Genomic DNA, 13254 nt, shown 5'->3' on the forward strand with positions numbered 1-13254 from the left:
AATCTCCTGCAATCTTGGAAAGCACGGTAAAACCTAAAGATAGTCTTGAATTTTCCAGCAGGTGACGCAGCGTAGGGTATTGCTCCTGATTCGCACACTGGCTAGGTCGAAGCCAAAATACCCCACGCTCCTCACCGAAACTGATTGTGATATAGAAGCTGGAATTCGAGCTTAGTTTATACAATTCACCATAATTTTTATGCAACTTGTGCCACGTGCAAACCGTCGGGCATCTTCACCCAAACCGGAAGATGGTTACGACTCAGGCGATTTATTCTCGCCGTCTGGTTCAAAGGATTCGCTCAGCAGCGATCGGGTTGGAATTTTTATTGATGGCTCGAATCTTTTTTATGCTGCAATGCAGCTTGGATTAGAGATCGATTACTCGAAGTTATTGAAATATCTAGCAGGCGGGAGAAGGCTGTTACGCGCTTATTTTTACACGGGAGTCGATCCGGGGAATGAGAAGCAGCAAGGCTTTCTGTTGTGGATGCGTCGCCATGGGTATCGAGTGGTGACGAAAGACTTGATTCAACACCCAGATGGATCGAAACATGCCAATTTAGATGTTGAAATTGCGGTCGATATGCTGGAATTGGCGCAGTACTGCAACACAATGGTTTTGCTCAGTGGAGATGGAGATCTAACCTATGTTGTGAATAGTGTCTCGTATCGGGGTGTGCAGGTTGAAGTTGTGAGTTTGCAGTCGATGACGAGCGATAGTTTGGTCAATATTGCCGATCGCTATGTCGATCTTGCTAAGATTAAGCCTTTGATTCAGCGCGATGAGGTGAGCGATCGAGTTCAGGTTGCGACTTAATTCACACGGCACAATATACAAAAGACATACAAAAGGGGTGTAGCAATCTAGCACCCCCGATTACTGACCCATATTGTTCTTCTACACTGTATGTAAGAGTACGGTGATATTACATTAGTCCAAAGAGAGATTAATTTGCAGCGATTTCTCTCTATCGTTAAAGTGGATTTTTGATTCATTTGCTAGGTTTATCACTAGTGCTTGGAAATCCTGGAAATGAGACGAACTATTTTGAACTCGAAGAAAGCAATGTGGCTGATCCTTGCTTTTTTCTTATCCGCGATCGCGGTTACGCTTCCAGTAATGCTGCCTCAATTCCAACGCGCCGTTCAGCCCATTGATCGACTTTATGTATTTGGCGATAGTCTTTCAGATGTCGGGAATGTGTTTCGGGCAACGAACGGTGCAGTGCCAGCCCCACCGTACTATCAGGGTCGGCATTCTAACGGAAAGGTTTGGGTTGAAGAGCTAGCCGACAAGTTAAATTTAAGTGCTGATCGCGTTGGCAATTTTGCTTGGGGCGGAGCAACCACCGGAGAAGTGGGGATGAATCAGGTTCCAGGCATACTCGCTCAAGTTCAAGCTTTTCTCAAAAACCAGCCCAGACTTAACCCGCAAGCTTTGTTTGTCGTTTGGGCAGGTTCAAATGATTATCTCTTTAGTACAGAAACGCCGACTGTTTCGATTGATAATCTCAACGAATCGCTGCAATTACTTTTAAACCAAGGTGCAAAACGATTATTGGTTGCGAATTTACCAGATCTAGGAAAGCTGCCTGCAACACGCCAGCAAGAGAACGCTCAGAGGTTGACCAACTTTGCGATCGCATATAATCAAGCACTCAAAGTAACGCTTGAAAAGCTCGAACAACCAGGTCTAGCCATCTCCGAACTCGATGTATTTCATATCTATCAAACTGCATTGAACGATCCAAACCAGTATGGCTTTACGAATGTGACGAATGCCTGTTTAGAGACTGCGACAAACTGCGATCGCTTTCTATTTTGGGACGGAATCCATCCGACTGCTACCGCACATAAAGTACTTGGAGCTTTAGCATTTGAGCAAGTGCAACGTGAAATTGTCGATCAAAGCGCCCGAACTTGATGTAGTACCCGAACTTGATTTTCTACAGAGATGCATCATAATCGAAGTAGAGTCACTTAAATCTATGTCTCCCGCTTCAGTTCCAGCCTGTACTGGCTGTGTTAAGGTTCTCAATGATCAACAATCTGTGATTCAGCATCAAGAATCACCCGAGCATGGTTGTGCTTCCGTCGCTCCCAAGCAACAGAAACTTTGTACAACCATTGAAAACGGTCGTGTTGTGGTGCGCCCGATTGAGCCACTGCAGGACTCAATCCGACCCACAGATTAAAGCGGTTCGGAATCATGAAAGTGCGCGTAATCGATAACCCGATGTCCATCCGGTGTTTTATGGACAATATCAACAAACCGATGATTCCATAGAATCTCTTGGGGCACGTAGCTATGTCGATCGTGCAGCACTTGAGTCACTGTTTCATCAATGCCGCTTAAGTTAACTTGGATGACACAATTGCTTTCAATCATCTCTTCAGGCGTTATGCCATAAAGCGGGCTGAATTGATCAATAGGATGCAGCACAAGCCAAGTCAGCGCAAATCCAGGCGTTTGACTTCGTACTAACGCTAAGTCATGAATTCGCCGGATATGTTGTCCCTCTGCGGTCTCTTCATCTCGGAAAAGATAGGCTCGCATCTGGGCTTCTAAGATCAGATTGCGCCGTTTATTGGCAGCGCGAAAGCTTAAAGTTGGAACACCTTCATGCGGTGTAATCACCGCAATCTTGCTAAACACAACTCGTGCCGTAGAGCGAGAAAAGCGAGCAAAAGCAAGTCCAGCGAGAATGGCGATCGCAAGCAGACCGCTGATTGCTTCGATCGTGACTAACGTATTCGAGTAAAACGTTTGGGGATACATTGCTCCATACCCAATGGAAGCAAAGGTTTGCACACTGAAGAAGAAGTAATCCCAAAATGCTCCCGGTGTCGCATTGGCAACGCTATCTCCGCCGAGCATATAGAGTAGAGCGAATCCAACATTAATACCCAGATAGATCACGAAAATGAAGGCAGCAACTCCAGTCCAAGGTAGCGTTAAGACCAAATGATAAGGATCACGCCAATAGGAGAACCAGGTATTCATGCCCTCAATTTGAAACCGCCCATTTTCAACATGGATTTTGACTTGATGAGAGCGTCGAGTTCGAGATTTCATAGCTCGCTAGAACAGTATCAATCAAAGGATTATAAGCTGATCGAGGTTAAGCCAGTTTCGACTTCCTTTTGATTGATTAAAAATCAGAGAAACTGTATTGTTTCCTGTTTGCAGCGCGACATTAGGAAGCGTAACTGTACTCCAAACTGCCCAATCTCCAGTTCCCGGAAAGAGTTGAGTATTTACGATCGCTCTGCCATTGACAAAGATGAATCGCGCGGCATTTCCTGCTGCTGCGGCATAGCGAAAAATCAAATCGAATCGTCCAGCGCTCGGCAAGGTGAAATTGAAATCCACCCATTGTCCATCTCGATTCCAGCCTGCGACATAACCTCCTGCTTCATAGCCCGCATACACTGCTTCTAGCGCTAAATCGTGCAAGGTAGCCGTTTCGGCTTGCAAGACAATTGGGGTACGGCTGGCGACGATCGACGCATTCAAAGCATCCATGGCTGCACTTTGCCGAGCCGCATCGGCTTGATCAAATTTCTGTGCCCAACATAAGCCAAATTGATTCCTAGGATTGCGCGCTTCTGCCCAGATTGAATCGGCATTGCGCAGAATGAAATCGCGATAAGTCAGCTTGTGAATGGTTCGATACAGATCAGAAAGATTGCGAATGAAGATACCTTTGAATTGAGGTCCATCTAATCCACAATTGGGTTCACAAGGTTCTTTAAGTACGCCATTTGGTGCAAGGTTTTGAATCGCAGCATCCGCGATCGCTTCAGCAGTTTTTAGTAATGCTCGATTGTTCGTACATTGATATAAATCAATCAACCCGCCTAAAATCACACCTTGGTTATAAGTCCAAGTCGGCTGACCATTGTTCTGACATTGAGCATTCAGCCCATCATTAATCAAGTGGCGAGCGTTGATCATGCCCGTTTTACTAAACCAAGTCCAAGTGCGCTGTGCCCAGTCGAGATATCTTTGATCGCGCGTTCTCAGGAACAATCGAGCCGCGATCGATAGGAATAATTCGTTGGAAATCGCATTCTTATATTTATGTTCTTTATTCCACCAAATTCCGCCACCGCAGGTGTTATCCCATCCTTTCGTCATGTCTGTAAAGATCACGCGCGCTGCCTCTAGATAGCGGACTTCCCCAGTTAGGTCAAAAGCTTTTATCCAAGTCAGCGCCCACCAGCCCTGATCATCATAGAACTCATTTAAGAAACGATTGCGTTTGTTTTTTTCAAATGTATTAAAAATGTTTGTGCGGTAAGTTAGCGAATCTGTAAAGGTGCAGTAATCGATTGTTGTTTCTAAAACATTGGCAGCATTCCACCACCCTGTGGTCTTCCATAATCCGGTTGCAGGATTGTAGAACGTCTGTAACGTCGCCATTCCGGCATCTGCTCGTTCGCGATAAGTTGTAGCACACATGAGTTTCCCCCAATCTCCTACCGTGTGTTATAACGCAATCGCTCTGATTAAAATCAGGAGGAAGGAAGAGGATCATCTATATCCTGCCAAAGCAATTTCAAATACGCCTCATCCTGTTTCGTTCGCAGTACAGTGCTCAAAAAGTGAGTGTTTGCTTTTACCCATGCCGCTAACCTTCAAGCCCAAACGCAAAAAAAATCGAATCTCGGCTGTGATGATCAGCGCGATCGCGCTTTTGATCCTGGCGGCAGTCGGATATTGGTATGTATTTATCGCAGGTGCGCCCCAGTTAGATACGCCTCCACCTGAAGAAGTTGCCGGGATAAATTTTCAGGTCAAAAGTTTTTATAGTAACGCCATGGCAGAACAGCGGCAGTACGGAGTTGTTTTACCTCCGGGTTATGAGAAGCACCCGAAACGACGGTATCCTGTGATTTTTCTGCTGCATGGCGGACATGGAGACGAACGAGATTACTACATCAAAGCCGGGATCACTGCAACACTCAAAAATTTGTACCAAAAGCAGAAGCTCCCTGCGGCTTTAATGATTATGCCGGATGGGAATGATCAGCGGGGAACAAGTCCATTTTGGGATTCGGATTATTTTGATGGCGCGAATGGGAAGGTGGCAACTTATATTGCCGAGGATTTAGTGAAAGAAGTGAAAGCGCAGTTTCGGACGATCGAGGATTCGCACTATTGGGCAATGGGTGGACTTTCTTCGGGAGCTTGGGGCGCGTTTAATATTGGGTTAAGACACTTAGACAAATTTACGATTTTCTTTAGCCATACCGGATACTTTATTGACAAAAGTGGTGCTGAAAATAGTCCTCAACTGTTCGTTACACAGATTTCTCAAGCTGAGCGTCGGAGAATTCGAGCTTATCTAGATGCAGGTGAAGGGGATGAGAAGTATCTAGATGCCACTCGCGATTTTCACAAAGTTCTCGATCGCTTAGGAATCTATAACGAGTTTCGTGTATTTCCTGGTGGACATGGAATTGTTGGACAAGATGTCGGTTGGAACTATTGGAGAAAGCATCTCACCGATTCACTCAGTTTTGTTGGACGACAGTTTCAGCACATCCATACGCAAAAAAAACATCAACACTTTTAATCTCATGCAGCAGACTTCTTCAGGCTATACAGCCTACTCCAGCAATGTCGATCGTAAGACGCGCATCGGCATTTGGTCAGCCGGGATTTTGACGGGTGTGATGGGATTGGTGAATTTATGGTCTGCGATCGTGCCGAGCTATCCAGAGCGAACCGCTTGGTTAAAGCATTTTCTTCCGTTTTCGGTGCGGGCTGGAGGACATTTGTTTGCGGCTTTGGCGGGGTTTGTTTTGTTGACCCTAGCTGCAAATCTGTTGCGACGCAAAAAAGTTGCATGGTATCTCACGGTTGGTTTGCTGATTTTGTCGATTCTGAGCCATTTGATCAAGGGCTTTGATATTGAAGAAGGGATTCTGGCAACGGTTCTATTGATTCAGCTATTTGTATTACGCAAAGCTTATACTGCGAAGTCCGATCCTCCGTCGATCGCGCAAGGGATTCGCGCGCTCATTATTGCGATTTTATTTACTTTGGCTTATGGAACGATCGGGTTTTATATTCTCGATGGTTACTTCAATGTCAATGGACAGCCGATTAACTTCAGCTTTCGGGAATCGATTTTACAGACGCTAGCGATGTTCTTTACAGCAGATAATGCGGGATTGGAACCGAGGAGACGCTATGGCGATTTCTTTGCAAATTCGATCTATGCCGTGGGTCTCGTCACGATGACGTATGCGTTGTTAATGTTGTTGCGTCCTGTGTTACTTCGAGGCGATCCCGCAACGTTGCACGATCGTAAAAAAGCTCGTCAAATCATTGATGAGTATGGTCAGACTTCACTCGCTCGGTTATCGTTGCTGCCCGATAAATCGTATTACTTCAGTCCGTCTGGTAAGAGTGTGATTGCTTACGTGGCAAAGGGGCGGGCTGCCATTACGTTAGGAGATCCGATCGGACATCCTGAAGACTTGCAAGAAGCGATCGTGAGTTTCCGAGAATTTTGCAATCAGAATGATTGGTTTCCCACCTTTTACGAGGTGCTGCCTGAGACGTTGCCCATTTACCAATCTTTAGGATATCGCTGGGTGCAGATTGGGGAAGAGGCAATTATTGATTTGCATACGTTTAATCTCAAAGGCAAAGCAAATCAGGACTTTAGAACAGCGATTAATAAGCTCTCGAAATCGGGTTATCGCCTTCAGGTCTATCATCCGCCGATCGCGGATTCATTAATTACGCGATTAAAACCTGTGAGTGATGAATGGTTAAAATCCAAGCAAGGGTCAGAAAAGCAGTTCTCGATCGGCTGGTTTAATCCCGACTATTTGAAAGAGTGCCATATTGCGGTAGTTGAAGATGGGAATGGGGAAGCGATCGCGTTTTCTAACTTACTCTCTGGCTACAATCGCAAAGAAGTCACCGTAGATTTGATGCGCCATGTGAATCGGGCAGAGAAAGGCACGATGGATTTTCTGTTTGCAGAGATGCTCAAGCATTTTCAGCAAGAAGGGTATGACAGTTTTAATTTCAGTTTGTCGCCTTTAGCGGGAGTGGGAGAGGCTTCGGATGCTCAGCGAGTGGAGAAGGGATTGCATTACTTTTTTGAGCATTTGAATCAGTTTTATAACTTTAAGGGACTGCATCAGTTTAAAGAGAAATTTCGTCCGCGTTGGGAGCCTCGGTATTTAGTATTTCCCAGTCGGAGAATGCTGCCCGATATTGCAGTGGGATTAGTACGGGCAGATTCGGGCGATCGATTGTTGGATTACTTGAAGCCAGGGAGTTAGGGTGTCGCTGCGTGGGGAGTGGGTGTAGCCCCCTAAATCCCCCATTCTGGGGGACTTTGAGAGGTATAGTAATCTCAGATTCGAGAGGAATGTCTCTAACTGAGAGAGGATCGAAGCGCTAATTGTTCTCTGCGTTTAAGAGTTTTTTCAGAGCGGTGGTTCTGGTGCGGGTTTGGGCGCTTTTGCGAATCCGTTGGCTCTTGCGAGTTCCGCCTGCCATTTCATATTCGCGACTATCATTGCCATATTTTGTGGCGACCCCTTGTAGGAGTTGATCGAGCAGGTTGCCCATGTTCTTTTCGAGTTGCTCGATTTCTTGTTTGGCACTGTCGAGTGCGGCAAGGGTGGAGTTGTATTCGTTGAGTTTGGTGTTTAACTCGTCGATTTGTTGTTCGAGGGTGACGACACTGCGATCGCTACTGACACTGAAATAGGGATCGATGGCTTTGAGTTTTAAGATTCGCAATTGTCCTTTTTCGAGGATGCGTGAGGTGCGTTGTAAGCGCGGCATGGTGAAATGCTCCTTGTCAATCTAGAGAATAGTTTTAGTTTGTCTTTTTAGAGCAGATATTCGGTTGAGTGAATCGCGCAAAAAATTATATTGATTTCATAAAGTTTTAATGCGAAAGGTCGTGAATTTTCGAGTCGGCTTAAGGTGACTCCGTATCGTTACCGAGAAAATTAACCCGTTCATTGCGACAACTAACCCATTCGTGACGAACGGGTTAGCGTTCATGGTGAATGTTGCGGTTTTCACAAGGAATGAGATCGCATTCGTGGCGACAGGGAACCGATTCGTCGTGAGGGCAAACCTGTTTACGATGACGGGGTTAGAAGATACGGCGATCGCGTTAATAGTTGCCGCGAATTTGATTAATTCTGTAATGTTTCGGAAACTGGCACACAGGAGCGGGAGAATTAGTTACAACAAAAATGTAATCTTCTGGCTGTAGCTTATGGATGCTTTGACCTTGACTGGAGCAGCGATCGCGAAAATTGCTTTCGATGAGTTTGTCAAATCTGGAGCGGGAGAGGTTGCCAAGAAAACTGTCGGTGGGACGATCGAGAAATTACAGTCTGTGATTAAGGAAAGGTTTAAAGGGAAGCATCCGAAAGCGGAGGAAGCGATCGACAAAATTGAGAACGAGCGATCGCCTGAAGCTTTGACTAAGCTGTCTGTTTATTTAGAAGATGAAATGGATGATCCGGTTTTTGCTCAAACGTTACAGCAGCTAGCACGTCAGATCACCAATACTCAAAATACTGCGGAGCGCCAGTACATCAATCAAGGGCGAGATCAATTCAACATTGAGAACATTACTGGCAATCCTAAGTTGGGTGGGTCTTAGCTGTGGCGCGGAGATATGACAATCAAGGACGCGATCAATTCAATATTGAGCATGCGCGGGATGTCTATGTTGGTGAAGCTCGATCGAGAAAACGTCCTGATCGAGAAATGACGTGGCTCAAAGCATTTGAAAAAGAAGTTGAGGGTCGATTAGCAACCTCGCTGCACAATCAAATTTTGATTAATCTCGGCAAGCAGGCACAACCAGAACAGGTGCATCGGCTCTGGGATATGGAGATCAAGAGCGGACAGATCACCGAAACGATCTCGCCGGAGATGCCGATCGTAGAAGTCTTCGATCGTCCGACGATTGCGGGCAAGTTGTTGATCTTAGGAAAACCAGGAGCGGGGAAAACAACAACGTTATTAGAGCTTGCAAGAGCGTTAGTTCGGAGAGCGATCGCTGATCCAAGCGAACCGATGCCGTTTTTGTTGAACTTATCGTCTTGGAAAGATCCGAAGCAAAGCATTCGAGATTGGGCAACTAGAAAACTGATAAGGGGTTGGGGTTCTGCCAGGATAAGTTCTGATCTAAGTGAACGATGGCTAGAAGCTCAGAAGTTTTTGCCATTGTTTGATGGGCTTGATGAAGTTGAACCCGAACTTCAACCTGTCTGTATACAGGCAATTAACGAATTTCTCAACAGTGCATATTGCCCTACTCACATTGTTGTATGTAGTCGCCAAGAGGAATATGAACTACATCCTGACAAACTGAATCTTAACGGTGCAATTCATCTGCAAGAACTGAATGACGAACAAATTGAAAGCTATTTAATAAAGATCGAACGTCCTGCTCTTTGGCAGGTTTTAAATGCAGATGTAGAACTGCGTAAACTCGTTCGCCAACCCTTACTATTAAGCATTACTTTGATAGCGTACCGTAATGAGATTACTCAAAGTTGGGAATCGCTACGTTCTACGCAAGAACGAGTTAAGTTCTTGCTTGATTCTTATGTTGACACAATGGTAAGCAAACGTATCAATAGCCAAATGTTTGATTTAGGGAGAGAACCTTCTACCAGACAAATGAAATCATGGATAGCTTTTTTAGCACAAGACATGGCAGAAGAGTCGCAAACTGAATTTTTGATTGAAGAGATTCAGCCTTATAGGCTTAAGAAAAAGACACAGCAATGGCAATACTGGTTAACTCTTTTTGTAGTCGCTTCTTTATGTAGCGGGCTTATTATTATGATTAGCCTTCTACCCTATTCACAATCACCTAATTATGTCAAAAACTTATCCAGTATTCAGAATGTTCTATTATTTAGCTCATTAATTGGATTTATCGCTTCAACTGAATCTAAAGCTGATGCAGCGAGGTTAATTATTTCCCCTATTGTTGTTCTTTTTTGCCTGTTATTCAATCGTAACCTTCTACTGAAGTCTCCGAAACATCTTCCTGTTTTGCACTCTATCGATTTATCATCTAGACTACGTATAGCAATTCCTTCAATTCAGACAGTTATAGAAGACTGCATTGAGCCACTGAAATGGCAGTCAAGATTACTTTCAATATTCTTTTTCACACCATTAACGCCAATCATTACTCTGACACACGTTTTACTTATACTTACATCTTATCTACTAAACTTTAGAAGATTCAACAGAATTTTGAGAATAAACCTTAGAAAAGTCAACCATAAAGTTGAGCTTATCCTTAGGGAAAGCTCTGATTCTCCTTACACACACCATTTTTTTCTAATAGGATTAGCACTAGGATATCTGCTGCTGCTTAGATCTAGAGGCAATCAAGCAATAAATAAATTTTTTGATTTGGTTAGAATACCGCTTGGCTTCCTGTTCTTTCTTCTATTCCTTCCGATTAGTTTTATCTCTCTACTTTTCTCAGAATCCATTGAAAAGGCAGATGTTCCTAACCAAGGAGTACGTGAAAGATTGAAGATAGCAATATTCTTTGCTTTTCTTCAATCTATCTACCTCTATTTTCTTTTCGCTTTCAAGGGGATGCACCCCCAATGGACTTATTTTACTTCTCTGCTAGTAGTCTGTCTCTTTATCTTCACATCTTTACCATTGATTAAGCACTTTACTCTTCGTTTAGTACTATGGTTTAATCGGCTTGCACCTTGGAACTACGCCCGCTTTCTCAACTATGCTACAGAGCGAATGTTCCTCCAGCGCATCGGCGGTCGCTATCGCTTCATCCACAAACTCTTACAAGACCACTTCGCCGCCATGAGCGATTTGTAATGATAAAAGCCATTCGATCCTAGATAAAATGAGAGAACAGTTCAGGCTGAAATATCAATTATGCAAGTGAAAGACTTAACCACTGACGAACTGAAAGCCTTGATTCGAGAAACCATTGAAGAGATCTTAGAAGAATATCTGGAAGACCCAGATCAAGGCAAAGCGCTAAGACCCGAAGTGAAACAGCAGTTGCTTGAATCTCGCAAACGTAGAGAGAATGGTGAGCGGGGAATTCCAGCCGAGGAAGTCGCCCAGCGATTTGGTCTAACCTGGCAATGAGCTATACAGTCGAATTTGAACCAAACGCAATCGAAGACCTCGACTGCCTAGATAAAACGATTCGAGAACGCATCCTGACCAAGATTAACTGGCTGTCGAACAATTTTGACCAAATCAAGCCACAAGCCCTGACAGGAGATTTTTCTGATTTCTTCAAATTTAGGGTCGGAGATTATCGAGTGCTATATGATTTCAGCCGAACAGAACAACTCATCACAGTGATTCGGATTAGACATCGTAGTGAAGTCTACTCATAGATTTCATCCGTAAGCACGATTCAATAAATTTCAACCCGATCGCTAACAAGAAATCAATTTAGCGTACAGTGATCAAGGGTTCAGATCCCCTTCCTTGTCCCTAGATTTCTATGTCGATCGATTCCCTACCCGAACAACTCCTAGACTGCGCCAAACGCTCCGGAGCTGAGTGCGCCGAAGTCTTTCAATCCCAATCTCTCTCTCGTCCCGTCTTCTTTGAAGCCAATCGCCTCAAACAACTCGAAAGCACCGAAGCCGAAGGAACCGCCCTGCGACTCTGGAAAGACGGACGACCCGGCTTAGCGGTCGCCTATGGAGCCGTCGAACCTCAAGCCCTCGTCGATCGCGCGATCGCCATCAGCCAACTCAACGACCCCGAAGAAGTCGAACTCGCCTCAGAATCACACTTGTCTTACCCGGATGTCGGTCAATCCGTTCCAATTGAACAATTAGTCGAATGGGGCAACCTCGCGATCGCACAAATTCGCGATCGCTATCCCGACGTACTCTGTTCAAGCGGCTGGGACTGTGAAGCAGAAACCACCCGCTTGATCAACTCCAACGGCTTAGACTGCGGCTACACCGACACCACCCTCAGCGGCTTTCTAGAAGTGGAATGGATCAGAGGCGATGACTTTCTCAATGTCTCAGACGGACAAACCGAACGCAATCACCTCGATCCCATCGCGATCGCGCAACAAATTTTACAACGCTTAGAGTGGGCGAAAGAAAACACCACCCCTCCAACTGGGCGCGTTCCGATTCTTTTCACCTCAAAAGCGATCGACATGCTTTGGGGCACAGTCCAAGCCGCCTTGAATGGAAAACAAGTGATCGAAGGCGCATCCCCTTGGAGCGATCGCATTGGCAGCCTTGTCACTTCAGAACGCATCACACTTTCCCAACAGCCCAAAGCAGGCCCGTTTAGCTGCCCGTTTGACGACGAAGGAACCCCGACGAGAGCGATTACCTTTATCGATCGCGGCGAATTGCAACTGTTCTACACCGATCTCACAACCGGAAAAAGTTTAGGCAGTGGAACCACTGGAAACGGCTTTCGTTCAGGATTAGGAAGCTATCCAACTCCTGGCTTATTTAACTTGCTCGTAGAACCAGGAAAAAAATCTTTAGACGAGCTAATTGCTTCGATCGACAATGGCTTGATTCTCGACCAAATGCTGGGTGGAGGAGCCGGAATTTCAGGCGAATTCTCCGTCAACGTAGACCTGGGATATCGAATCGAAAAAGGACAAATCGTCGGACGAGTCAAAGACACAATGGTTGCCGGAAGCGTCTATACAGCACTGAAGAATCTCGTTGAACTCGGCAACGATGCAGAATGGAATGGCTCGTGTCATACCTCATCTGCGATCGTTGAAGGACTCTCCTGCACAGGACGCGCTTAACGACAAGCAACTCCTGTATAGGGATCAACCGGAATCGGAGACGAAATCGGGCTACCATAAATCACACTGCCGCAACCCTGACGGTAGGAATTATTGGGATAGGGATTATTGGGATACACCGGATTCAGAATGATCGTGCGAACCTTCGGAGCCACGATCACCGTCCGCGTTGGAAATCCTGGCGAATAATATTTAGGTTGTCCATAGTTGTAGTAGGAATTATCGATCGTACTGCGAATCACAACTCCACTCCCCCCGTAAGGATAGTAGCTACGGCGGAATCCTCGGGGATGTTGCCCAAATGAGGGATGTGTGACAATTGTTACTCCAGAACTAGAAGAGCGAATTCCAAAATCAGCACGCGCTGGCAACACTGGAGCCAGCAAAATTGCACCAGCAACCAATCCAGAAATCAGTCTGTACATAACATCAC

Annotated in this window: 14 protein-coding genes; 10 read left to right on the top strand and 4 right to left on the bottom strand. The window is 45.4% G+C overall.

All coding sequences use genetic code 11. The features are described 5' to 3' along the window. Positions 1-199 precede the first annotated feature (199 nt). From ACMUEV_RS10340 to ACMUEV_RS10350, 3 genes are all read left to right on the top strand, one after another. On the top strand, positions 200-820 hold the full coding sequence (locus tag ACMUEV_RS10340; protein WP_017289171.1) for an NYN domain-containing protein: 621 nt from the start codon (positions 200-202) through the stop codon (positions 818-820). A 216-nt stretch (positions 821-1036) separates the two neighbouring features. Next, positions 1037-1927, top strand: a complete 891-nt coding sequence (locus ACMUEV_RS10345) for an SGNH/GDSL hydrolase family protein (protein WP_190652652.1) — start codon at positions 1037-1039, stop codon at positions 1925-1927. Positions 1928-1991: 64 nt separating this feature from the next. After that, entirely contained in the window at positions 1992-2198 is a 207-nt protein-coding gene (locus tag ACMUEV_RS10350; protein WP_190652651.1) for a hypothetical protein, read from the top strand. Here the strand turns inward: ACMUEV_RS10350 and ACMUEV_RS10355 are convergent. Then, positions 2195-3079 (bottom strand): ion channel, encoded by an 885-nt coding sequence (locus ACMUEV_RS10355; RefSeq protein WP_017289168.1) that lies wholly within the window; start codon positions 3077-3079, stop codon positions 2195-2197. The genes ACMUEV_RS10350 and ACMUEV_RS10355 overlap by 4 nt on opposite strands. Before the next feature lie 21 nt (positions 3080-3100). After that, complete coding sequence (locus ACMUEV_RS10360) at positions 3101-4468, bottom strand: glycoside hydrolase family 76 protein (protein WP_190652650.1); 1368 nt, start codon at positions 4466-4468, stop codon at positions 3101-3103. Positions 4469-4631: 163 nt separating this feature from the next. Here ACMUEV_RS10360 and ACMUEV_RS10365 point away from each other — a divergent pair, with 163 nt between their 5' ends. Then, positions 4632-5585: an alpha/beta hydrolase gene (locus ACMUEV_RS10365; protein WP_017289166.1), complete on the top strand. Its 954-nt coding sequence runs from the start codon at positions 4632-4634 to the stop codon at positions 5583-5585. 4 nt (positions 5586-5589) lie between these two features. Next, positions 5590-7314: a phosphatidylglycerol lysyltransferase domain-containing protein gene (locus ACMUEV_RS10370; RefSeq protein ID WP_190652649.1), complete on the top strand. Its 1725-nt coding sequence runs from the start codon at positions 5590-5592 to the stop codon at positions 7312-7314. A gap of 118 nt (positions 7315-7432) precedes the next feature. Here the strand turns inward: ACMUEV_RS10370 and ACMUEV_RS10375 are convergent, their stop codons facing one another. Continuing rightward, entirely contained in the window at positions 7433-7825 is a 393-nt protein-coding gene (locus ACMUEV_RS10375) for a hypothetical protein (RefSeq protein ID WP_190652648.1), read from the bottom strand. A gap of 445 nt (positions 7826-8270) precedes the next feature. Here ACMUEV_RS10375 and ACMUEV_RS10380 point away from each other — a divergent pair, with 445 nt between their 5' ends. The 5 genes from ACMUEV_RS10380 to ACMUEV_RS10400 all read left to right on the top strand — a co-directional run bounded on the left by ACMUEV_RS10380 (position 8271) and on the right by ACMUEV_RS10400 (position 12821). Further along, positions 8271-8663: a hypothetical protein gene (locus tag ACMUEV_RS10380; RefSeq protein ID WP_190652647.1), complete on the top strand. Its 393-nt coding sequence runs from the start codon at positions 8271-8273 to the stop codon at positions 8661-8663. A gap of 2 nt (positions 8664-8665) precedes the next feature. Further along, entirely contained in the window at positions 8666-10879 is a 2214-nt protein-coding gene (locus ACMUEV_RS10385; protein ID WP_190652646.1) for an NACHT domain-containing protein, read from the top strand. 60 nt (positions 10880-10939) lie between these two features. Beyond that, entirely contained in the window at positions 10940-11158 is a 219-nt protein-coding gene (locus tag ACMUEV_RS10390; RefSeq protein WP_190652645.1) for a hypothetical protein, read from the top strand. Continuing rightward, a complete protein-coding gene (locus ACMUEV_RS10395) occupies positions 11155-11415 on the top strand; it encodes a type II toxin-antitoxin system RelE family toxin (protein WP_190652644.1) in 261 nt (86 codons plus the stop codon). The genes ACMUEV_RS10390 and ACMUEV_RS10395 overlap by 4 nt, the downstream gene beginning before the upstream one ends. A gap of 110 nt (positions 11416-11525) precedes the next feature. Continuing rightward, a complete protein-coding gene (locus tag ACMUEV_RS10400) occupies positions 11526-12821 on the top strand; it encodes a TldD/PmbA family protein (RefSeq protein WP_190652643.1) in 1296 nt (431 codons plus the stop codon). Here the strand turns inward: ACMUEV_RS10400 and ACMUEV_RS10405 are convergent. Further along, a complete protein-coding gene (locus ACMUEV_RS10405; protein WP_190652642.1) occupies positions 12818-13246 on the bottom strand; it encodes a hypothetical protein in 429 nt (142 codons plus the stop codon). The two genes, ACMUEV_RS10400 and ACMUEV_RS10405, sit on opposite strands and share 4 nt — an antisense overlap. Between the last annotated feature and the right edge of the window lie 8 nt (positions 13247-13254).

The organism is Leptolyngbya sp. FACHB-1624, from assembly GCF_047649235.1.
GTDB lineage: Bacteria > Cyanobacteriota > Cyanobacteriia > Leptolyngbyales > Leptolyngbyaceae > Leptolyngbya > Leptolyngbya boryana.

Excerpts from the sequence above, each read along its gene's own strand:
- ACMUEV_RS10340 (WP_017289171.1), top strand. The coding sequence starts at position 200 with ATGCAACTTGTGCCACGTGCAAACCGTCGGGCATCTTCACCCAAACCG.
- ACMUEV_RS10345 (WP_190652652.1), top strand. The coding sequence starts at position 1,037 with ATGAGACGAACTATTTTGAACTCGAAGAAAGCAATGTGGCTGATCCTT.
- ACMUEV_RS10350 (WP_190652651.1), top strand. The coding sequence starts at position 1,992 with ATGTCTCCCGCTTCAGTTCCAGCCTGTACTGGCTGTGTTAAGGTTCTC.
- ACMUEV_RS10355 (WP_017289168.1), bottom strand. The coding sequence starts at position 3,079 with ATGAAATCTCGAACTCGACGCTCTCATCAAGTCAAAATCCATGTTGAA.
- ACMUEV_RS10360 (WP_190652650.1), bottom strand. The coding sequence starts at position 4,468 with ATGTGTGCTACAACTTATCGCGAACGAGCAGATGCCGGAATGGCGACG.
- ACMUEV_RS10365 (WP_017289166.1), top strand. The coding sequence starts at position 4,632 with ATGCCGCTAACCTTCAAGCCCAAACGCAAAAAAAATCGAATCTCGGCT.
- ACMUEV_RS10370 (WP_190652649.1), top strand. The coding sequence starts at position 5,590 with ATGCAGCAGACTTCTTCAGGCTATACAGCCTACTCCAGCAATGTCGAT.
- ACMUEV_RS10375 (WP_190652648.1), bottom strand. The coding sequence starts at position 7,825 with ATGCCGCGCTTACAACGCACCTCACGCATCCTCGAAAAAGGACAATTG.
- ACMUEV_RS10380 (WP_190652647.1), top strand. The coding sequence starts at position 8,271 with ATGGATGCTTTGACCTTGACTGGAGCAGCGATCGCGAAAATTGCTTTC.
- ACMUEV_RS10390 (WP_190652645.1), top strand. The coding sequence starts at position 10,940 with ATGCAAGTGAAAGACTTAACCACTGACGAACTGAAAGCCTTGATTCGA.
- ACMUEV_RS10395 (WP_190652644.1), top strand. The coding sequence starts at position 11,155 with ATGAGCTATACAGTCGAATTTGAACCAAACGCAATCGAAGACCTCGAC.
- ACMUEV_RS10400 (WP_190652643.1), top strand. The coding sequence starts at position 11,526 with ATGTCGATCGATTCCCTACCCGAACAACTCCTAGACTGCGCCAAACGC.
- ACMUEV_RS10405 (WP_190652642.1), bottom strand. The coding sequence starts at position 13,246 with ATGTACAGACTGATTTCTGGATTGGTTGCTGGTGCAATTTTGCTGGCT.